The organism is Priestia sp. SIMBA_032, from assembly GCF_046535215.1.
GTDB lineage: Bacteria > Bacillota > Bacilli > Bacillales > Bacillaceae_H > Priestia > Priestia aryabhattai.
In genome coordinates, this window is the sequence record NZ_JAWRXD010000004.1 from 281,248 (window position 1) to 300,782 (window position 19,535).

Below are 19,535 nucleotides of genomic sequence, written 5' to 3' on the forward strand. Positions count from 1 at the left end.
GCAATGTGTCGTTGCTGTAAAACTTCATAATTAACGTAAGAGTGCAATTAGATTGAATGGCGTAAGAGGAAAGTTTGGCGACAATCCCCTTACTATTGCTTAGAAAGTTTGGCGACAGACTAGGCAATTTTTCATCCATTCTTTGATTGTACTATTTTGCATTTCATTTGTAAATAATTTTCTGATTATTTTCGACAATTTCATCTTCAAACACTTCTTCGATATTACCAACTTCAATTTCATAGTTTGCTATTGAAAGTTCTACATCTTTCATATCGTGATTAACTACTGTTACATTACCCATTGATAAAAAGCAGTCATTGAATGTTTCTTGTGCATAATCTTCTGCTTTTTCATATGATACTGCTTGAATATCCTGCATCATCACTAGATTCATATTTCCACAAGCCTTATACTCATTCTCAAATTCATTGTAGATTTCCTCAATTTCAAAATCGTTATCACACCATCTAAAGCTCATTTTCTCACCTGTGACTGTCATAAATTCGATGTCAGTATTGAAACGTGTTGTAAAGCTATTAGTGTTAATTGTAGCTTTCTCCCATGCTTGCTCCATGTTTGCAGTGAAGATTGTGTTCACGTACTCAGCTTTCACTTCTACAACTACGTTATAAGTTTTTAGCATTTCCAAACACCTCTTTCTAATTCGTTATCCGTATCTCAGATAACTTATCCTTATATTACTAGCTAATTTATTCCAAGTCAACTCTTTTTTAAATTTTTTTCAACTTTATCCCTCTATATAACAACATTTAGTTATATCCAACTCAGATAACATGGTGTATAATTAAAAGAGAGGTGAATAAGTGATGATTAAATTTAAGTTGCGAGAGATATTAGCAAAGGAAAGTATGTCTCTAAATCAATTTGCTAAATTAGCGGGAATTCGCTATGAAGCAATATGGAATATGTGCAATTACGAAGAATTAGCAGCTCAAGGGAAACCAGTGAAGTTAATTTCTGTAAAAGTGCTTGATCAGATTTGTGAAACACTTGACTGTAGTTTAGAGGATGTTGTTGAGTACATACCAAATAAAAAATAACCACCCAAAATTTAGGAGTGGTTATTTTAACTCATACATGTAACTTTTGCTCAAGGTCTCTTTTAATCATGCGGCTAATCTTTTCATAAGCTTTCACTTCTCCTTGATAAAAACACGCACTATTCCAATCTTCTCTCTTTTCCGCGTCTTTTCTCCAAGCGTTAGATTGTGCTATTAACTTATCAATGTGTTCAATAAATTTTTTTCTTTCCATTCTTCCACCTACTTTTAGTATAATTGGAAATATTTATATGAACGGTTGATAAGTAATATTTCTAGAAATCGGTAAGAAACCCTGTTAAATTTTGTTATAATGCCCGAATACTTTTAGGAATAAAAGAAATAACCCCCAGTAATGGAGGTCATTTCTTTTAATATATATCCTTTTTATATTCATACTGCTGAGTTATTACTGATCGCAACCAATTCCGTCACCATCACGGTCAAACTTCGCTTGGAATCCTGGTTCACCTTGTCTAATTGGTGCTCTTCCTGCTGCACGAACTTCTGAGCAGTTTTGGAATGTAGCTGTTTGAGTTTGTTGTTGCTGTTGTTGAGCCTGTGCTTCTGCTTGAGCTTTCTCCTCAGCTTCTCTTTGTGCTTGTTCTGCTTCTGCTTGTTGTTGTTTTGCTTGTAACGCTTCTTGTTCCTTTTGTTTCTGTTCGGCTACACGTTTTTCCTCAGCAATACGATTCGCTTCTTCTTGTTTACGTTTCTCTTCTGCTGCTTTAGCTTGCGCTTCCTCTTGAGCTTTTTGCTCTTCTAATTTCTTAGCTTCTTCCTGTTTCTTTTGCTCTGCTTGTTTTTGTTCATCAGCTTTCTTTTGAGCCTCTTCTTTTTTAGTTGTTTCTGTTGCCTTTTCTTTATTTACACTAGCAATTACTTTCTTCTCTAAGTTAGGACTCATTTCGACTTTCTTAACCATATCATCTTTATCGTCATATGTTGCTTGAATCCATTCACCAGACTTATTTGTATCAGCATACATGTAAACATGCTTTTTCATCTTAGTAGTAAGATAACCTTTCATTACAGTTTCTTTGATAAATTTAGATTTGTTAATATCATCTTCAGGGTCTTCTACATTCACCATTTTATAAACAATTCCTGCTGCTTCTACAAATTCAAGTGTTGGTTTTACAGTTGCACTTGCTGTCTTAGCTGGCTTCTTTTCAATTCTCGCTTCACGTTCCTTTTGCATTTGAGCTTCTTTTTCTGCTGCTTGTTCTTCATCATTGCTAGAATCCACTAAAGCTAATACAAAACATAGAACGAGACTAGTTAATGAGATAAGAAAAACCTTTTTAGCTTTCTTCTTTCTTGCTAGGTTAACAATTCCCCATATTAAACAGATAACAAAAGCGAAGAACAATAAAACACCAATTACAGCTATAAACATTTTTTCTTTTCTCTCCCTTTGCTAGATATATTGTTTTATATATTACTGCAAGCCAAACTGTGATTTAGATACAACTTTAGCTGGACTCCCTTGAACCATGATTAATGCGTTAGCTCCTAGAGAACCTTCACCCATAAATGAATACATTGCCGTGTAATACGGATCACCTTTTGTTCCTGACTCAGAATTTAATTCACCTGATCCTCCAACTATAGCCACTACTTCATCTATACTCATTCCGTTTTGAATCTTATCAAATTCAGCTTTACTCATTTCTGCTGCATTAGAGCTTGATTCCTCTTCTTGAGCTTGTTGTTCTTCTTCAATTTTTGCACTTTCTTCTTCAGCTTTCTTATTCGCAGCATCTATTTTAGCCTGAGCTTCTTGTTTAATTCGTTCTGCTTCTTCTTCTCTTGCTTTCTTGTCAGCTTCAGCTTTTTCAGCCAATTCTTTTTCTACAGCTTCTTGTTTAGCCTGAGCTTCTTCCTTTTGAGCTTTCAATTTAGCTTCTAATTCCTTAACTTTAGCATCTGTTTCTTCTTTAGTTGCGACATCATCTTTATTAGATTCTGTAGTAGTTTTTTCAGTTTCTTCTTTCTTAGTCTCATCTGCTTTAGTTTCTTCAGGTTGAGCTTCTGCTGTCGCTTGTGTAGCGTTTTCTTTTTTCTCAGCTTGAGGTTTAGATTCTTCTTGCTTAACTTCTTCCTTGCTGGTAGAATTTTCTGTAGTGTCAGAACATGCCGTTAACATTCCGCATACCGTCATAGCAATAATCATCTTTTTCATTTTCATTTCTCTCCCTTTATTTTAATTAACAAAATTAACTTATACAGATTCTCTATATAACTCTTTCTTTTTTAGCTGTAATATCACATTCTCTTTATATGGGATATCCGCAGTGATACGATATTTAACGGCTCTTTTTTCTCTACTCACCTTCATTATCTCAGCTATGTCTGGCACTTTTTGAGCTTTTTTCTCTCGAACAGATTTATAGTGGTTTCTAAAATCCTCTTCTGTACAATTATTTACTTTAATAAAATGTTGAATTAACTCACTAAATTGTTCTTCTGTAGTTCTACTAAATGTAAAACCTAAATGATGAAATGCATGACATCTTTTACAGATCAAATCTATGCCTTCAAGCGTACAAATTAAATTATCTTCATCATAACGTTCAATTTCATGCATCTCTAGATATCTTAAATTTGCTTCATCTGGTTCATATCCACAAATTCTACACTTACATTCTCTCTCTTCCAAAGTTTGCTTTCTAATTTTACTCCACAAGCTTTGGGAAATATTTCGCTTTACACTGTGCCCTCTAAATGGGGCTGGCTTCCAATCTACTTTTAATTTGAACTCACTAAAATCTTGGCTCATAATTTATGCTCCTTACAAATACATACATTTTATTCCTGTATGATATAATTATACTATATTTTTAGTGTTTTTTAATTAAATATTAGGAATAAGGTTTTGAGTAAAAATAACTATTCAGTAAAGGCATGTTTTGTATTGCTCTATTCAAATTCAGGATAATATGACGCGTTAACTTTAAGCTTTTTAGCTTTCAACAGTACTTCCATAGGGACATCTTGAACTGAAGATTCAAATCCAACAGATTGATTAGGGCTTAACACACTGTCAATCATGTCATACGTTGTAGCAAGAAGTTTATCATTTTCATCATATAAAGCTCCGCCAATTAGGACAACATCCGTTTTATCTTTTAGTGTGTTTATGACCTTTCCAGAAATAGTAGCATCACTTGTTTTCTCTGTTTGATCACTTTCAATAGACATTTTTGTATTACTTGTATCAACTGACTCAACCATGTTATCCCCTGTAGCTATTGCTGATATGTTCATTTCGGCTTTATCAAATTCTTCTGGTTCTACGTCTATAGGTGAGCTAGACATTACATAAGCCTCTTGATTTGGTTTGAGAACATATGGAGCTACATAAGGAACTTCATCCATAGCTATAACTGATCCGTCTTTCCCTGTGTACGTAATTACTACGTCATCTAAATCTGCTGCTACTTTTCCTGTGTTTTTGATAACAGCGTAATATTGAACTTCTTTAGTGAATTCAGTTTTTATAGCATAACTAGCTTCGTCTGCTGTTTTTAGTTTAGGTTCTTCATTTACTTCGGTGTTTATATCAACACTTTCTACATCATCTTCTACATTTTGATTAACTTCTTCTTTACTTATTTCATTTCCCCCACATGCTGATAATGCCAATAAACTTGTTGAGAATAATACCATTAATAATTTCCTCATCCTTAATTCCTCCCATTTATTTCTAATGACTCACTTTATAATAAAAGATAAATCCCTATGTGTATACTAAAATTTACTAAATAAAAATGATAATATAGCTAGTTATTTAATTCTTTTTTGGGTTATTACCCTTATCCTAAGCACTAATTACAATTTTCATATGTTCTCTATCTAAAATATCAGTAACTATTGAATAATATAGCCCAAAGATATTTTTTGCTTTCTTTCCAAACTTAATTGCACGAATAAGCTGCTTAAATGCCATAATAGCCATTTCCTCTTTATCCTGTTGACTATAGTGCGTTAGATAATACGTGGATACAGTAATAACTCGCCAAAATTCCTCGATAATCTTAGCATCGTTGTAATAGCAGGCAATTAATCCAGTTAGTCGTGCGGGAACATTTATTGATGCATAAGTTGCATCAAGACGTGTATTGTTACGTTTAGTATTAATGTTGTTAGTTTCAGCATGGCTAGTTTCTTGATTTGCTACGTCAATTGTCTCTGGTACTTCATTTTTATAAGATTGAGATTCAACTTGTCTAATTGATTGATAACGATTGAATACATAAACATTATGACGTTGATTGGAGCCACAGAACGTGTTATGAACTGTTAAAATACCGTACTGTTTTGCTTTACGTAACATTCTTTCGAAAGTTGATCGAGATATTCCAATTTCCTTGTTATGTGTAGCGGACACAATTGTTTGAATTTTAGCATTTGAGATACCAGCATATTTACATGAATATCTAATAAGGCGCTTTAATCCAATTAACTCGCCTTTTGTAAATTGAGCCTTAAAATCTACCATCCATTGCTCGATATGATTGTTAAATTCGTCTTTATCTATAAACTTCGATAAGTGTACAAATTGCTCAATATTACCTGATTTCATTATAAATACCCCCATATGGTATAATCGGAGGCATAACCAATAAGCTTAAAAATTCTTGATTTTTTCAAGCTATTATTTTACACTGAATTTAGTGGAGTCAGTGTATATTTGATTATGCACAAGGGAGAGAGCATGGTTGCAGCCAAGCTCTCTCTTTTTTATTTTCACTTTGATTATTTTTATTTACGCTTAACGATTTTCTCTTTATGCTCTTCTAATCTCTTTATAGGAGCAAACTGGTTATGCTGTTCAATTAAAGTACTATCCAGTACATGAGCATACACTCGTGATGTAATCGATAAGTCAGAATGTCCAAGTAAAACTTGAAGTACTTTAATATTTCCAGACTGTTCCAAAAATAGCTGTGATGCAGAATGTCTTAGTAGGTGTGGATGAAAATCAATGTTTATCCCTTTTTCTTTTAGAATTCTGTTTACATGGGTACGAAATGTATCTGGTTTAAGTGGTTTCCCATGATTAGTGACAAAAACAAGATCAGTATTAAACGCTTCTTTATTTTCGATGATTAAAGTCTGTAGCATTTGACAAGTTTTCTTGCTGATTGGCACTATCCTAAAGCATTTATTCTTAGTTTTTTGAAATGTGATAGCCCGTCTTTCAAAATCAATATCACTCTCTGTAAGATGCAAAACTTCTTGGATACGCCCCATCGAGTCAAATAATGTGTACAAAAGTACATATGAGCGATACTGACTGTAATAAGTTTGGTCAAAAGCATTTAGTATTGTTTTAATTTCCTCAATCGATAATGTCTTAATTTTTTTCTTCTGAAATTTAATATTCTTAATTTCTACGAAGACATTGTTTTCTAAAAGCCCTTCTTTAAACAACAAATTAAAAGCAGCACGTAATTTTATTAGGTATGTATTGGCGCTACTAGCTTGTACACCCTGATTTTTTATTTGCCTAATGTTACTATTATCATGTAGTACTTTGTCATTTAGCTGCCAATTAAAGAAGCCTCTAGCATCACTCAAGTCAATTTCATTTAGCAATTTATCATTTCCAAAGAAAACTTTTAAATCATTAAAGACAATTCTATATAGCTGAATAGTTCCTTCAGATAAACCTTCCAACGTCTTGACTTGAGTAACAATTCTTAAGCCTTCATCTATCGTTAATTGGTTTGAACTAGTTCTTGTTCTTCTTAATTTACGTTTATTTGCAGACAAAAAAAGACAGCCTCCCCCACTAATACGGAAAGCTGTCTTGTTTCTATCGTTAATTTTATGTCGTGTTTTTATCAACAAAGGTTAAAAAGGATTTATTTTACAGGTAAATAAAGTAAAACCTTTTAACAGAGCCTTTTCGCTCTACAATTCTTCTTCTGCTTTGTCGTATTTGCGTTCGTGCGCCGTATCTTCTTCGTTATCACGAATGGTTTTTTGAAGCACAAAAGCAGACATCGTTAAGTATAAAGTTCCAACGGCATAATAACCTTTTACCGGTAGTGATGCATCTAAGGTATAAATTCCTATAAACATAGCTAATAGTGCTGTAATAAAAGCTGTCCATGCTAAAAATGTAAAAGCTGCTGTATTACGCTTTTTCATCGTATGACCTCCTCTTTTCCTTTTTCTGTTAAGCGTCGCTTTCATTTTACATTGTAAAATAATTGTTGTCATGGGTATTTATAGTCAGTTACCCTTTTAATCAGAACAAGATACGGAAGAATTTAGGTCTTACATCCTATTTCTATCATAAAGCTTTTTTTCGAAATGATTGGATATATGGAATTTTTCTTTAAAAGTATGTTCATTCGTTTTCATGAAGAAAAGCTTCAGTTAATTACTGCAATAAAAAAATCATCGCCGAGACGATGATTTTTTGTTTAGCCTTCAAAGTATTCTTTATAAAAGCCGCCGACTTGGCCAGTGTTATCAACAACAAAATAAAATTCTTCTGTTTCGTTTTTTACCTCATATGTTTTTCCTGCTGTTAAAACATTTTCAACCACGAATTTTTTTGCATCTGTATGTATGCATTTTACTTGTTTAATTGTTGGACGATCGTTCCATTCTAAATGAATCATGTATGTACACTCCTTTGTTTTCATTCAAGATTCATTTTATCTTACTTGAAGTAAAAAAGAAACGGAGCGAATTTAAAAATTAAAAAATTCGCTCATGCACTTTTTTTTTGGCAACTGTTGCTTGTACAAACTGTGCCGTTTGTGCAACAATTGTATCTTTATCAAAATCCATCGACGCAACATGGTAAGAGTTTCGAAGCATGTGCTGTCTTTTTTCTGCTGATTGAATATGGTTTAAGATATAAGCTGAATTCTCAGGCGGTACTACGTTATCCACGGTTGATGTTAGTACTAAAGCTGGGCACGTTACATAAGATAAGCGTTCTTTTGTTTCATCCATTAAAGAAAGCAGCTCACGCATAGAGCGCACTGGTACTTTGTCGTACGTAATTTCATGTACGTTTGGATCTTTAATATCAGGATGATCTTCTTTTAAATAACGAGGCGTATGACGAGAGCGATAAGGCTCCATTGAAGGAATGGACGTCATAGCCGGATTGATTGCAATAACCCCGTCAAGATCTAATCCTTGACTCGCTGTATGAAAGGTAAGAGTGCCTCCCATGGACTGACCTAAGATAAATATATGACGGCATTCTTGCTTCAAACGCTGATACCCAGTTAAAAAGTCTTGCTTCCATACCTCGTACGTTGTTTGTTCAATATCATAGTAGTGAGTACCATGTCCCGTTAGTCGCAAACCGTACACAGTAAAACCTTTTTCAGCTAATTCTTTTCCGATATATTCCATACTTTGAGGAGTCCCCATAAATCCATGAGAAACAAGTATACCAATGTCGTTGCCTTTATAATAAAAAGATTCTGCGCCTTGAATTACGTCATAACGTTCCATTTTCTTCACCCTTTATCAAAAATTTTCTGACTAAATGAACTATCTTTATAATACACCTATAATTCCTATAAGTCAACTGGGGTATTTATTTTTTTACGATTCAAAAAAAAACGAAGCAAGAATTATCTCTTGCTTCGTTCTTTTTGAATATGTGGAAATACTAGCTCAGCAAACGTATATGCTTCTTCTAGATGCGGGTAGCCTGATAAAATAAATGTATCAATTCCTAGCTCTTTGTACTCTTTTAACCGATTCGCTACAATTTCAGGACTTCCAACAAGAGCAGTTCCAGCACCTTCTCGTGCTAAGCCAATTCCCGCCCATAGATTCGGAGCAATCTCCAGTGCCCCTCTATCTTTTGTGCCGCTGTGTAAACTTGACTGTGTTTTTTGAGCAGTGGAGTCAAATGAGGCAAACTTATCTTGAAACGCTTTGATTGTATCATCATTAACATGTTTAATTAATTTATCTGCAGATTCCCACGCTTCGTCTTCCGATTCTCTTACAATAACGTGCAGGCGAATACCAAAGCGAATGTTCCTGCCTTCGTTTGCAGCTTTTTCTTTCATCTCATCAATTTTTGTTTTAATCACCGCGGGCGGCTCTCCCCATAACAAATATACATCTGCATGCTTTGCTCCTACTTTTTTTCCTGCTGGAGAAGACCCGCCAAAGTACAGCGGAGGATACGGTTTTTGGACAGGAGGCGATGGAATGTACGCGCCTGCTACATCAACATGTTCTCCTTTGTAGTCCACTTTTTTTCCTTCCATTACATCTCGCCAAATTGTTAAAAATTCATCTGTTAACTCATAGCGTTTATCGTGGCTTAAATAGTTACCGTACGTTGCTTGCTCCACGGGATTTCCTCCCGTCACAATATTTAACATAAGTCGGCCGTTTGACATTTGATCAAATGTCGAAGCCATCCGTGCTGAAAGTGTGGGAGACATTACACCCGGGCGAAGCGCAATTAAAAACTTTAGTCGATTCGTAACGGAAGCAAGTGCCGATGCAATCACCCATGAATCTTCACAATTTGAACCAGTAGGCAACAAAGCGCCGTCATATCCTAGATAATCCAGCCCGTGTGCGATTTGCTTTAAGTAGTGAATGTCGCTTGTTCTGCTTCCTTCGGTTGTGCCTAGATAATGTCCGTCGCCTGCTGTAGGGAAAAACCATAAGATGTTCATTTCTATTTCCTCCTAAATATTCTCGTATTCTATATAAAGCGTTTTCATATTGTTTGTTTAATTCTTGTCCGCTAATTATAGAGATGCATTTTTATATTAGCGTATGTAATACGACTCTTTTTATTTATTAAATTAGTAAAATCATATTGCTTATTTAACCTATATGTCAAGTATGAATTGAAATAAAAAAACAAGAATTAAAAGTAATTCTTGTTTGCTTTATTTCCTCATACGTGAAGCCATCGCGTTAGCAAGGGTTGATTTTGTTGATATATTTTCAAACGATAAACCTAAATGAGAAGCGGTAATCGCGATTTCAGGACGTACCCCAGAGATAGTTGATTCTACACCTATTAATTTTAATGCATCAATCAGCTGGAAAATCTGATGAGCAACCATCGTATCAACAATAACTACTCCTGAAATATCAATATAAAGGTGATTCACTTGCTGTTCAGCGCAGCCAGTTAACGTATTTTCTAAAATTCGGCGCGCTCTTGTCGTGTCGATATCTCCAACAAGCGGAAGAATCGCAATATGATCGCTTAATGGAATAACTGGCGAGCTCAGCTCATTGATCAACTCTTTGTGTGCTTCAAGCAACCGCTTTGAATGCTGATGGTGCTCTTCTACAAATTTATAAACGGTGATATCAAACACGCGTACAATTAATTCGTTCCATTCATCTATTTCTTCTTGCGTAATATTTTGCTCGTACTCTTCTACAAATTGATTTAAATACGTTAAATACTGTTTTCTAACTCGGAAAAATTCTCGAATAATATAATGAATAGGCGTTCTTACATGCTCTCCGTCTTCCGCAATCTTTAAAATCCACGTTTCAAATGAATCAAAAAATTCTTTTTCACTTTTTATAAATACATCGGCTATGTATAAATGGAATTCATTATTTTGATCTTTTAATACTGAAATGACTTCCGGATGAGTAGATGCATAAACCGATTCTGGGTCATTGTCTTCAATGCTTTCATACCATTCTTCCGTCAGTTGATCCGCATGTTTTAAAACAAACATTCGAAGTGCTTCATTTTTATTCAAAACGATTCCCCTTTCCATACCAGCTACTGCTATCATTATAATTCAACTTTTTCACCCTTACTAGTTTTATAAAAAGAGAAGAAAGAAAATTATTCTTTTAAATACGTGTAGTTTATGATTTTATGCTACATTGAAAATAGCTATAAAAACACAAAGGAGTTTTCAAATGATACGAACGTTAGCTCTTACGAACGATGACAAACTTGTGAAACATATACAATTAGATCAAATTCACGATCCCTCTATTCAGTACTATTGGATTGACTTTAACTGCCCTTCTGAAGAAGAAGCGCTGCTGCTTCAATCATCCTTTCACTTTCATCCGTTAGCGATTGAAGATTGCTTTCATTTTCTGCAGCGCCCAAAACTCGATTATTATGAAGGATACAGTTTTTTTGTCCTTCATTCGTTAAATCGTCAAACGTTAGAAGCTGAAGAAGTTGACCTTTTTATCGGCGAAAATTATATGGTTACTTTTCATTTTCATCCGTCAGCTGCAATTGATAAAATATGGGAAAAGCTGCTTCATACACCTTCGATTCATGAAAAAGGGATAAGCTATCTTGCGTATTCTGTGATGGATAAAGTGGTAGATGAATATTTCCCCACTGTATATCAGATTGAAGATGAGCTGAATGATATAGAAAACATAGATGCAAAAAAATCCATCTCTGTTTTAATGGAAGATGTATTCAAACTTCGAAGTGATTTGCTAAAAATCAGAAGAACCATTTTGCCTATGCGCGACTTATTGTACCGTGTTATAAATTCTGAACGCCTAGATGTTCATCCTGAACAAAAAAGGTATTTTAAAGATGTCTATGACCACTTGTTAAAATTAGCCGATATGATTGAATCAAATCGGGAAATGACGTCTGATATGCGCGATAATTATCTTTCTCTTAATTCAAACCGGATGAATTCAATCATGATGACACTGACTGTTATTTCATCTATCTTTATTCCCCTTACCTTTATCGTTGGCGTATACGGAATGAATTTTGAAAATATGCCTGAGCTAAAGTGGCACTATGGCTATTTCTTTGTGCTTGGCTTCATGGGACTGATAACGCTTGGATTAATTCTATGGTTCAAGCGAAAAGGCTGGTTTAATACTGATAAAGAGTAGAAAGATTGGGACATAACGAAATCAATCCAATGTAAAGACGAACAACTTGGATAAGTAAGCTAGTGCTGTCAATTTCCTCACAAGACTTCGCTTTCCGGGGGCGGCCAATGAGCTTCCTCTTCACTTAGCCTCCTGCGGAGTCTCACCTGTTCCGCTTTTCCCGCAGGAGTCTTTGCCTTGCCCTCCAATTAACAGCTAGAAATCCTGTATACATGAAGCCTACGTTCATCCTACCAATGAAAAAATTCGAAAGGTTTCGATTCCTACCAAAAATATGGATTCAATGTTCGGATCTTCCTTCAACGGAAATATGCTTGTCTCAACCGCCTTTCTATGTGATGATAACTAGTTATTTCCCGAAAATATTTATAAAATAACGTGCTTACGTTTCCTTTTTTGAAAAAGTTTCATAAGATAGTGAAAATAATGCTCAAAAAGGAGGCTGAAGTAGTGGATATTAAAGGCAAACACTTGCTAATGGATGCGTTCGAATGCGATGAAGTGATATTAAATGACCCCTCACTTTTAAGGCGAATTCTTATTGAAGCTGCACTAGATGCAGAAATGGAAGTTTTGCACTGTTATTTTCACCAGTTTACGCCCCAAGGCATTACAGGCATTCTCGTATTAGCTACCTCTCACTTGTCTATTCATACTTGGCCGGAGGAAAACTACGCTTCATTAGATTTTTATACGTGCGGAGACAAAGCAATAATTGAAATTGGTTATGCGTTGCTTAAGCAATTAGCTTCAAAAGAAGCTGTTGTGTATTCGATTTCTCGCGGAATTCAACACGCCGAAACTCCAACAAAAAATCGTCAGTATGCTGAAAGCACTCGTCTTCTCAATCGGGGAGATGACTCAGATCACGTTAGTCTACAGCAGATCTTATCAGGCCAGCATGACATTTTGTTTCATCAGAAAAACAGTATTCAAGATATTCAGCTGATTAAAGCATCTGATATTCGAATGTATTTGGATGAACAGCTGCAATTTAGTTCATTGGATGAACATGCGTATCATGAAGCTCTTGTACACCCTATCTTTGCAGCTTCCTTAAATCCTCGCCGTATTCTTATTCTAGGCGGAGGAGATGGTTTAGCTTTACGAGAAGTCCTTAAATATAAAGAAGTTAAAGAAATAGACCTTGTAGAAATAGATGCTGACGTAGTAAATGCTGCGATGAATGTAGAAGAATTAAAGAAGTTAAATCAACGCTCATTTGAAGATTCTCGTGTCACCGTTCATATTCAAGATGCTGTTGACTACCTCTCTTTGAATTCAGCGTGTTATGATATCATCATTATTGACTTTCCTGATCCTACTAATAAAAAAATAAGTGCGCTTTATACAAAAGAATTTTATACACTTCTCCAACGTTCACTATCGCGCAGAGGCTTGGTCGTATGTCAGTCAAATTCTCCTAGAGACACACCTATCGTTTTCTGGAGCATCAATGAGACGATGAAAGCTTCACAGCTTTATACGTTGAGTTACCACACTATTATTCCTTCTTTTGGAGATTGGGGTTTTCACATCGGCTCGAAAAAACCTTTGTCTGCACCTATACTCTCTACTGATGTTTTATCTCCTACGCTGCCATCAGACTTTACTAAGTTAATGCATTTTTCTATTCATTCTCTTTCTAAAAAACAGTTTGCGGTTGTGAACTCTGCTGAGCACTTGGTTCTGCATAAAATATTTAAAAAAGAAGGCTTATACTTGTAAAAAAGAAAGCTTGGCTTATACATTCCTTTTCTTTTGACATACTAAGATAGTCTCGTCACCACTGTGCAACAGAAAGGATTGTTATGAGAAAAATTTCGTTTTTTGTTATCTTATTGCTAACTGTCATTTTCCCTTCCCCCGTTTTTAGCCAAGTGAAAGTACCTATACTGATTTACCACTCTATTGATTCCTACACAGGCCACGGGGAAAAAGAACTGTATGTGACGCCTGAAAATTTTGAGAAACAGCTTCTTTATCTTAAAAAGCAAGGATATACGCCGCTCACATTTGAAAATTGGCAGGAGCTGAAGCGTGTAAAAAAGCCTATATTTATTACATTTGACGATGGATACAAAAATAATCTTACTATCTTGCCTATTTTTCAAAGAGCAGCCAGCCCTCAATTTCATCCAGCGGCTACAATTTTTGTGATTTCAGATTTTATCGGCCGTCCCAACCGTTTGTCGCCAGCGGATTTAAAAAAATTTGTTGATTCAGGATTTTTTTCTATTCAGTCTCATACCGCTACTCATCCGGATTTAACTAAGACGAAAAATTTATCCTATGAGCTAGCTGATTCAAAACGAAAAATTGAAGCCATTACGAGTCAGCCCGTTATTGCTCTTGCTTACCCTTACGGAAAGGTCGATAGCCGCGTAGTGGAAGAAACAAAAAAGAATTATACATTTGGTCTTTCAACGATTCCAAAATTTTTTACTGAAAGTGGACAAAAAAATGAAAACTATCTTATTCCCCGTCTGTACGTCACGTATTCTACAACGATTGAAGATTTTGCTAAGCTATTAAAAGAAGGCTAAAAACCCTTTCCTTAAAAGGAAAGGGTTTTTAGAATTTTGTTATTTCTAGTCCTCGCTCTTGCTGCCATTCAGCATAAAAAACTTCGCTGTATTCCTTTATTTTTTTGATTGCCAACTGTTTTTTTAACCACTTTTCATCTACGTTTGCTTCTTTCAAATTACCAGGCACTACTTTTCCATCCATGATTAAAGCAATAGGTAAATTAGTTTGAGAATAAGGGATGTTTAAATCATTTTTTGTCGGAGGGCCGAATTCGTGTTTAGGAGCGACGCTCACCTCTCCATTCGTTTCTAAAATGACGTATTCTGCTTCATACAGTGAGAAATACCCTTGCTGTCTCATTAGATGCTGAAGCTGATTCAAGTCTAAGTTATTTTTCTTAAGCTCTTTATAAAGGATTTTCCCTTTATAAATAATCATTGAAGGTTTTCCTTCAAGAATTCCTCTAAAACCTGTAAAGGTTTGAGATAGCTTTGTGACTGCGTAAATCAGAAGCCCCCAAATCAAAACGCTATAAAGAATTTCAGTTAATTCTACTCCTTTTTCAAGAGCTGCATCCCCCACAATATTTCCCAGGACAAGCGTTGTAATAAAGTCAAACGGAGTAATTTGAGCAAACTGTGTCTTACCTAAAAGCTTCAGCATAATAAATAACGCTAAAAATCCACATATCAGTTCAATCGCAATATCTTTATACATCGATACCCTTCCTCTATAGCAAGCATATTATAGTATCAGTTTGTATCATATGTGAGAGTGATAAACCTGATTTTTTATTTTTCTTTTCTTTTTTCTCAGTTATAGAACTTTTGATTAAGCTTTTTTCTTACTTGCATAGGTTTCTAACGTTGCATATTGATTAAAAATGGATGCGGCTGCTTTTTGCCCTACATATCTAAGGTGCCATGGTTCGTATTTATAGCCGGTAACCTGCTCTTCACCTTCAGGATATCGAATAATAAATCCGTATTGATAGGCATTTTTTGAAAGCCAATGAGCCTCTGATGTATCAGCGAAGCAGTCTGCGGCAGCACACATTCCACTTCCTCCCGTGACATCGATTGCTAGTCCCGTTTCGTGTTCACTTGTTCCAGGATAGGCGCTATAGGTGCGTGCTTGTTCTTCTCCGTCTCGCTTTGCGTAAAATGCAAAAAGCTCTTTTTGACGCTCGTGAGATCGATAACCGGATACACCAAGTAAGCTGATTCCCTCTTTTTCAGCATCTCGGAAAAGTTCTTCAAGCGCTTGTGCCGCAGAGTTTCTAAGCATTCGTTTTTCTATTTTTTCGTTGAAGATAAATGGAACGTCGGCATAGACTAAATCGGAAGGCTGATAGGATTCAGGAAGCTGATGCTTTTTATTAACTAAAGCCGTAACCGATTCGGGATTCGCTATTACCACTGTTTCGTCTACATTAGGTTTCGTTAAAGAAGAAGAAGCTGATGAGCTTTCTAGTTTTTGAGCCTGTCCATTTTTTGTGAATTCTCTGGCAGGCTTTGATGAAGAATTGCTTGTTCCGCACCCTGCTATCATCAGTGTAAAAGCTAAAGAACAAATAAATAAAAAGTATTTCATGATGTCTTACTCCTTTCAAACGGCTTTTGATGCGCTAAAAAAGCCTATAAAGAAAGGATAAAATATAAATGTTTCTGTCTGTTATTCAGTTGTTTCAAACTTGTAAACACTCTAAAAGAAGTTTAGTATACGTAAAAAAAGACTGCCTAAGCAGTCTTTTTCAAAAAGATAATATACGTATGAACTTGATTTTGCGTAAAGCTGGATGCAACTAGTTTATTTCCTGATTGACTCCAGGCAAGTTGATCAGCGGCATAGTCTAAATTTACGTTTAAGTGTGTAACATCTCCTGTTAATCCATCTGCTATGAATATCCCTTTATCTCCCTCTTTTTCAGAAATAAAGTTATAGGCTAATTTCGAACCGTCGGGAGACCAGCTTACGCCAAAAATTTGAGTGGACAGAGCAAGCTGAAAGGCTTCTGATCCTTTTAAATCTGTGATAGACAGCGTTCTCGTTTGGGCATCTTTTTGCTGAACGAGCGCTAATTGTTTTCCATTTGGAGACGGAATAATAGAGACAACATCATCTCGAATTTTTTCTGGATCCGTCTTTTCATTATGAAGGAAAAAAAGCTGGTTGTTTACACCAATATAATAAATGCCGTCTATTCCTTTAACTGCATCTAAAATTCGCTCATCTCTGTGCAACAGTTGTTCTGCTTCACCTTTTATATTTGCTTTATAGAGCTTTCCTTCCATTGTAATAAACATTACTTCTGAATTATTAAGCCATTCTCCGCTGGATGGATAGAGAAGAGCATCTTTTATTTTAACTGTTTCTTTTGTTTGAACGTTCATTATATAACCAAATGTATCTTCGCCTTTTGCAACTTTATAAAAAAGATATTTGCCATTCGGAGAAAGCTTCGCCGCATGTTGGATTTCATTGCTTGGATGCAACACAAAAGTAGACTTGTTTTTTAGATTATAAGTAGCTAGATTCTGCGCATATACCTCTTTAGGACCGAAATCTTGCGAGCGAAATTGTTTATTTTCTTTACTAACAATCATTGTGTTTTCATTTAAAAATTGAAATGCCCTTACGCCGTTAATATCCTGAACATCTTTCACTTCTATTTTTCCATCTTTATCTACTTGGTCCAATACAGTAATTTTCTTGTCGGGTTTTTCAACGGTTTCTCTATGGATTTCTTTTTGTCCGCATGATGTTAAAATAAGAAAAGTGCTTGCTATACATATTATTAATCTATACCGTTTCAATAACGGTTCACTCCTTTTAGCTAACTCATTTCTCTGTTTTCAAAGGAAACGACACTTTGAAAATCGTCCATTTAGAATCAGAATGATGCAACCTGATAACGCCTTTTTGTTTTTCAGTTAAATCTTTGACTAGGGCTAAGCCAAGGCCCGTTCCTCCGGATAAACGCGACCGGTCTTTATTTACAGTAAAAAATGGTTGAAATAATTTCTCTTCCGCTTCAGGTGGAATTCCTATTCCAGTGTTAGCTACATCCACAATGATAGAATTCTCTAAAGTGTAAGACGTTACTTCCACTTTTCCGCCTGGTTCATTATATTTAATAGCATTATCAATTAAATTGATAAAAATGTGTATTAAGCTTTCGCGATCCGCCCAAACAACCGATTCGTTTATATTTGTATGAAGGGTTAAATCAAATTTAGCCGCTTTTCCTTTCATGCGGTCGCATATGTCTTCGAGAAGTCCCTTCAATTTAACTGACTCCGGTCGCTGCTCAAAATCATATTTCTCAAGTGCTGAGAGTTTTAAGATTTTATCTACCATTTCATGAAGACGATCCGTTTCTTTACGAATATTTTGCACGCCGTCTTCCATAAGCTGAGGATCATCTCGATACATATCAAGTAAGTCAACATAGGCTTTGATTGATGTTAAAGGCGTTTTAAATTCGTGGCTGATGTTTCCGATAAACTGCTTTTGCTGCTGTTCAAGAGACTGCAGCTTTGAAATAGCGAGTTCAAGCTTTCTTTTTTCTTCCTTCATTTGATCGATATTTTTTTCAATCGACGTACTCATAAAAAACAAGCCTTGACTGAGCTCCCCGAGTTCATCGCCTCGTTTGAACGGCAGGTCGGTTAAATAACGGCCTTTTCGAATCTGCTGTGAAGTTTTTTGAAGGCTAGCAATAAGCGAAGCAATACGGTAAAAATAAGCATAGCCAATTAAAAAGGCTGATGCTGATGCAATCGTTCCCCAAGCACGAAATAGGTGTCTAATGTCAGCTATAAACTGCTGATTATTTTTTAATGAATGGTCAAAACGAACGGCTCCAATCAATTGATGATTGATTGAGACAGGTGCAAAGTAAATAAGAGAAGAACCCGAGTTTTGATAGGCTATTTTTCCTTTCAACGCATAGCTAAGCGTATCGGAGACATCTACAGATTTTTGGCCGATGGGAATAGAACTTCCGGCTTCCTGTCCTTTTTGATTATATAGAACTGTTTGCATTCCGCTTTGTGATGCAATAGAAGATGCAAGGCGCTGTCCTTTTTGCTGAAGAAAAGAATTTATGTTCAAAGAGGGGTCACCCGTTAAATAACTTTGACGAATTGTTTGATCGGCTGCTTTGCTTTTTTGAATAAGTTCACTTTCTAGCTGATCGCGCTGATTTGTTTCAATTCCTTTTAACACAAGTACGCTCAGGACCGTTACTGTTAAAATAATTAAAAAAGCAAGAACAAATCCCATCTTAGCTTTCAGGCTAATTTTCATTCATTGATCCCTGCAGTCGCTTTATATCCAACGCCATATACCGTTTGTAGCAAATAAGGTTCTGCGTCTCCTACTTTTTTTCGAAGGCGCTGCATGTGAATGTCTACCGTACGTGTACCGCCTGCATAATCCATTCCCCAGACAAGATCTAATAAATCTTCTCTCGTGTACACTCTTTCTAAGTTGGCAAGTAATAAAGCAATAAGATCAAATTCTTTTGGTGTAAGCTTGACTAAATCATCGGCAACGTGTAACGTGCGCTGAATTAAGTTTACCTTCACTTTTCCTACAGTGATTTCTCCTGCAGCCTCAGGCGCTTCATTCTTTTCCATTCGCCGAACAAGTGCTTTAGCTCTAGCTACAAGCTCTCTTAAATCAAAAGGTTTGGTCATGTAATCGTCTGCGCCTAACTCTAAGCCTAGAACTTTATCGACGATATCATTTTTAACCGTTAACAAAATAATTCCCATTCCTCTTCGATTCTCGAGTTTTCGGCATACTTCATATCCGGTTAATTTCGGCATCATCACATCTAATATCATTACGTCAGGTCGAAAGCTTTTTACTTTTTCAAGCGCTTCTTCGCCGTCGGATGCTATGTCTACAATATATCCTTCGCGCTTGAAAGCATAAGATACCGCTGTAGCAATACTTTTTTCATCATCAACTACTAAAATCCTTTTATTCAATGTATCACGTACTTTCATTTGATATTTCTATTCGTCTATCTTATCAAACAGCTTTAGCAAAAACATC

22 protein-coding genes are annotated in these 19,535 nt (G+C 35.7%); 4 read left to right on the forward strand and 18 right to left on the reverse strand.

Features of this window, described 5'->3' with window-relative positions; genetic code table 11:
* Positions 1 to 163 precede the first annotated feature (163 nt).
* Positions 164 to 646, reverse strand: coding sequence for a hypothetical protein (locus tag SB717_RS15675; RefSeq protein WP_410904153.1), 483 nt, complete (start codon positions 644 to 646; stop codon positions 164 to 166).
* A 184-nt stretch (positions 647 to 830) separates the two neighbouring features.
* On the opposite strand from SB717_RS15675, the gene SB717_RS15680 reads away from it, so the two are divergent.
* On the forward strand, positions 831 to 1,064 hold the full coding sequence (locus SB717_RS15680; protein ID WP_098907054.1) for a helix-turn-helix domain-containing protein: 234 nt from the start codon (positions 831 to 833) through the stop codon (positions 1,062 to 1,064).
* Between the two features lie 31 nt (positions 1,065 to 1,095).
* On the opposite strand, the gene SB717_RS15685 is transcribed toward SB717_RS15680, so the two are convergent.
* The 12 genes from SB717_RS15685 to SB717_RS15740 form a co-directional block, all read right to left on the reverse strand.
* Complete coding sequence (locus SB717_RS15685) at positions 1,096 to 1,278, reverse strand: hypothetical protein (protein WP_410904154.1); 183 nt, start codon at positions 1,276 to 1,278, stop codon at positions 1,096 to 1,098.
* Positions 1,279 to 1,473: 195 nt separating this feature from the next.
* Complete coding sequence (locus SB717_RS15690) at positions 1,474 to 2,463, reverse strand: excalibur calcium-binding domain-containing protein (protein ID WP_410904155.1); 990 nt, start codon at positions 2,461 to 2,463, stop codon at positions 1,474 to 1,476.
* A 42-nt stretch (positions 2,464 to 2,505) separates the two neighbouring features.
* Positions 2,506 to 3,249, reverse strand: coding sequence for a hypothetical protein (locus SB717_RS15695; RefSeq protein ID WP_410904156.1), 744 nt, complete (start codon positions 3,247 to 3,249; stop codon positions 2,506 to 2,508).
* 39 nt (positions 3,250 to 3,288) lie between these two features.
* A complete protein-coding gene (locus tag SB717_RS15700) occupies positions 3,289 to 3,846 on the reverse strand; it encodes a hypothetical protein (protein ID WP_410904158.1) in 558 nt (185 codons plus the stop codon).
* Between the two features lie 140 nt (positions 3,847 to 3,986).
* Positions 3,987 to 4,751 (reverse strand): FxLYD domain-containing protein, encoded by a 765-nt coding sequence (locus SB717_RS15705; RefSeq protein ID WP_410904159.1) that lies wholly within the window; start codon positions 4,749 to 4,751, stop codon positions 3,987 to 3,989.
* A 136-nt stretch (positions 4,752 to 4,887) separates the two neighbouring features.
* The gene (locus SB717_RS15710) at positions 4,888 to 5,652 is read right to left on the reverse strand and encodes a hypothetical protein (protein WP_410904161.1); all 765 of its coding nucleotides are present in this window, start codon (positions 5,650 to 5,652) and stop codon (positions 4,888 to 4,890) included.
* Positions 5,653 to 5,831: 179 nt separating this feature from the next.
* On the reverse strand, positions 5,832 to 6,845 hold the full coding sequence (locus SB717_RS15715) for a tyrosine-type recombinase/integrase (RefSeq protein ID WP_410904162.1): 1,014 nt from the start codon (positions 6,843 to 6,845) through the stop codon (positions 5,832 to 5,834).
* A gap of 141 nt (positions 6,846 to 6,986) precedes the next feature.
* Positions 6,987 to 7,226 (reverse strand): YiaA/YiaB family inner membrane protein, encoded by a 240-nt coding sequence (locus SB717_RS15720; RefSeq protein WP_013057577.1) that lies wholly within the window; start codon positions 7,224 to 7,226, stop codon positions 6,987 to 6,989.
* A 278-nt stretch (positions 7,227 to 7,504) separates the two neighbouring features.
* Complete coding sequence (locus SB717_RS15725; protein ID WP_074680432.1) at positions 7,505 to 7,705, reverse strand: DUF6501 family protein; 201 nt, start codon at positions 7,703 to 7,705, stop codon at positions 7,505 to 7,507.
* A gap of 79 nt (positions 7,706 to 7,784) precedes the next feature.
* Complete coding sequence (locus tag SB717_RS15730) at positions 7,785 to 8,558, reverse strand: alpha/beta hydrolase (protein WP_410904163.1); 774 nt, start codon at positions 8,556 to 8,558, stop codon at positions 7,785 to 7,787.
* 122 nt (positions 8,559 to 8,680) lie between these two features.
* Complete coding sequence (ssuD, locus tag SB717_RS15735) at positions 8,681 to 9,751, reverse strand: FMNH2-dependent alkanesulfonate monooxygenase (RefSeq protein WP_410904165.1); 1,071 nt, start codon at positions 9,749 to 9,751, stop codon at positions 8,681 to 8,683.
* 219 nt (positions 9,752 to 9,970) lie between these two features.
* A complete protein-coding gene (locus SB717_RS15740; RefSeq protein ID WP_410904166.1) occupies positions 9,971 to 10,846 on the reverse strand; it encodes an STAS domain-containing protein in 876 nt (291 codons plus the stop codon).
* A gap of 130 nt (positions 10,847 to 10,976) precedes the next feature.
* Here SB717_RS15740 and corA point away from each other — a divergent pair, with 130 nt between their 5' ends.
* The 3 genes from corA (at position 10,977) to SB717_RS15755 (ending at position 14,485) form a co-directional block, all read left to right on the forward strand.
* Complete coding sequence (gene corA / locus SB717_RS15745; RefSeq protein WP_074680424.1) at positions 10,977 to 11,939, forward strand: magnesium/cobalt transporter CorA; 963 nt, start codon at positions 10,977 to 10,979, stop codon at positions 11,937 to 11,939.
* Between the two features lie 450 nt (positions 11,940 to 12,389).
* A complete protein-coding gene (locus tag SB717_RS15750) occupies positions 12,390 to 13,667 on the forward strand; it encodes a polyamine aminopropyltransferase (RefSeq protein WP_410904167.1) in 1,278 nt (425 codons plus the stop codon).
* A gap of 83 nt (positions 13,668 to 13,750) precedes the next feature.
* Positions 13,751 to 14,485, forward strand: a complete 735-nt coding sequence (locus SB717_RS15755) for a polysaccharide deacetylase family protein (RefSeq protein WP_098622600.1) — start codon at positions 13,751 to 13,753, stop codon at positions 14,483 to 14,485.
* Positions 14,486 to 14,513: 28 nt separating this feature from the next.
* Here SB717_RS15755 and SB717_RS15760 read toward each other — a convergent pair whose 3' ends face one another.
* The 5 genes from SB717_RS15760 to SB717_RS15780 all read right to left on the reverse strand — a co-directional run bounded on the left by SB717_RS15760 (position 14,514) and on the right by SB717_RS15780 (position 19,468).
* Positions 14,514 to 15,185, reverse strand: a complete 672-nt coding sequence (locus tag SB717_RS15760; RefSeq protein ID WP_063247748.1) for a DUF421 domain-containing protein — start codon at positions 15,183 to 15,185, stop codon at positions 14,514 to 14,516.
* 114 nt (positions 15,186 to 15,299) lie between these two features.
* Positions 15,300 to 16,061: a M15 family metallopeptidase gene (locus tag SB717_RS15765; protein WP_410904168.1), complete on the reverse strand. Its 762-nt coding sequence runs from the start codon at positions 16,059 to 16,061 to the stop codon at positions 15,300 to 15,302.
* Positions 16,062 to 16,207: 146 nt separating this feature from the next.
* A complete protein-coding gene (locus SB717_RS15770; RefSeq protein WP_410904169.1) occupies positions 16,208 to 17,284 on the reverse strand; it encodes a TolB family protein in 1,077 nt (358 codons plus the stop codon).
* A gap of 25 nt (positions 17,285 to 17,309) precedes the next feature.
* Entirely contained in the window at positions 17,310 to 18,779 is a 1,470-nt protein-coding gene (locus SB717_RS15775) for a sensor histidine kinase (protein WP_410904170.1), read from the reverse strand.
* Positions 18,776 to 19,468, reverse strand: a complete 693-nt coding sequence (locus tag SB717_RS15780) for a response regulator transcription factor (RefSeq protein WP_200508081.1) — start codon at positions 19,466 to 19,468, stop codon at positions 18,776 to 18,778. The genes SB717_RS15775 and SB717_RS15780 overlap by 4 nt, the downstream gene beginning before the upstream one ends.
* Between the last annotated feature and the right edge of the window lie 67 nt (positions 19,469 to 19,535).

Coding starts and splice junctions, on each gene's coding strand:
- SB717_RS15675 (WP_410904153.1), bottom strand. CDS start 646: ATGCTAAAAACTTATAACGTAGTTGTAGAAGTGAAAGCTGAGTACGTG.
- SB717_RS15680 (WP_098907054.1), top strand. CDS start 831: ATGATTAAATTTAAGTTGCGAGAGATATTAGCAAAGGAAAGTATGTCT.
- SB717_RS15685 (WP_410904154.1), bottom strand. CDS start 1,278: ATGGAAAGAAAAAAATTTATTGAACACATTGATAAGTTAATAGCACAA.
- SB717_RS15690 (WP_410904155.1), bottom strand. CDS start 2,463: ATGTTTATAGCTGTAATTGGTGTTTTATTGTTCTTCGCTTTTGTTATC.
- SB717_RS15695 (WP_410904156.1), bottom strand. CDS start 3,249: ATGAAAAAGATGATTATTGCTATGACGGTATGCGGAATGTTAACGGCA.
- SB717_RS15700 (WP_410904158.1), bottom strand. CDS start 3,846: ATGAGCCAAGATTTTAGTGAGTTCAAATTAAAAGTAGATTGGAAGCCA.
- SB717_RS15705 (WP_410904159.1), bottom strand. CDS start 4,751: ATGAGGAAATTATTAATGGTATTATTCTCAACAAGTTTATTGGCATTA.
- SB717_RS15710 (WP_410904161.1), bottom strand. CDS start 5,652: ATGAAATCAGGTAATATTGAGCAATTTGTACACTTATCGAAGTTTATA.
- SB717_RS15720 (WP_013057577.1), bottom strand. CDS start 7,226: ATGAAAAAGCGTAATACAGCAGCTTTTACATTTTTAGCATGGACAGCT.
- SB717_RS15725 (WP_074680432.1), bottom strand. CDS start 7,705: ATGATTCATTTAGAATGGAACGATCGTCCAACAATTAAACAAGTAAAA.
- SB717_RS15730 (WP_410904163.1), bottom strand. CDS start 8,558: ATGGAACGTTATGACGTAATTCAAGGCGCAGAATCTTTTTATTATAAA.
- ssuD (WP_410904165.1), bottom strand. CDS start 9,751: ATGAACATCTTATGGTTTTTCCCTACAGCAGGCGACGGACATTATCTA.
- SB717_RS15740 (WP_410904166.1), bottom strand. CDS start 10,846: ATGATAGCAGTAGCTGGTATGGAAAGGGGAATCGTTTTGAATAAAAAT.
- corA (WP_074680424.1), top strand. CDS start 10,977: ATGATACGAACGTTAGCTCTTACGAACGATGACAAACTTGTGAAACAT.
- SB717_RS15755 (WP_098622600.1), top strand. CDS start 13,751: ATGAGAAAAATTTCGTTTTTTGTTATCTTATTGCTAACTGTCATTTTC.
- SB717_RS15760 (WP_063247748.1), bottom strand. CDS start 15,185: ATGTATAAAGATATTGCGATTGAACTGATATGTGGATTTTTAGCGTTA.
- SB717_RS15765 (WP_410904168.1), bottom strand. CDS start 16,061: ATGAAATACTTTTTATTTATTTGTTCTTTAGCTTTTACACTGATGATA.
- SB717_RS15775 (WP_410904170.1), bottom strand. CDS start 18,779: ATGAAAATTAGCCTGAAAGCTAAGATGGGATTTGTTCTTGCTTTTTTA.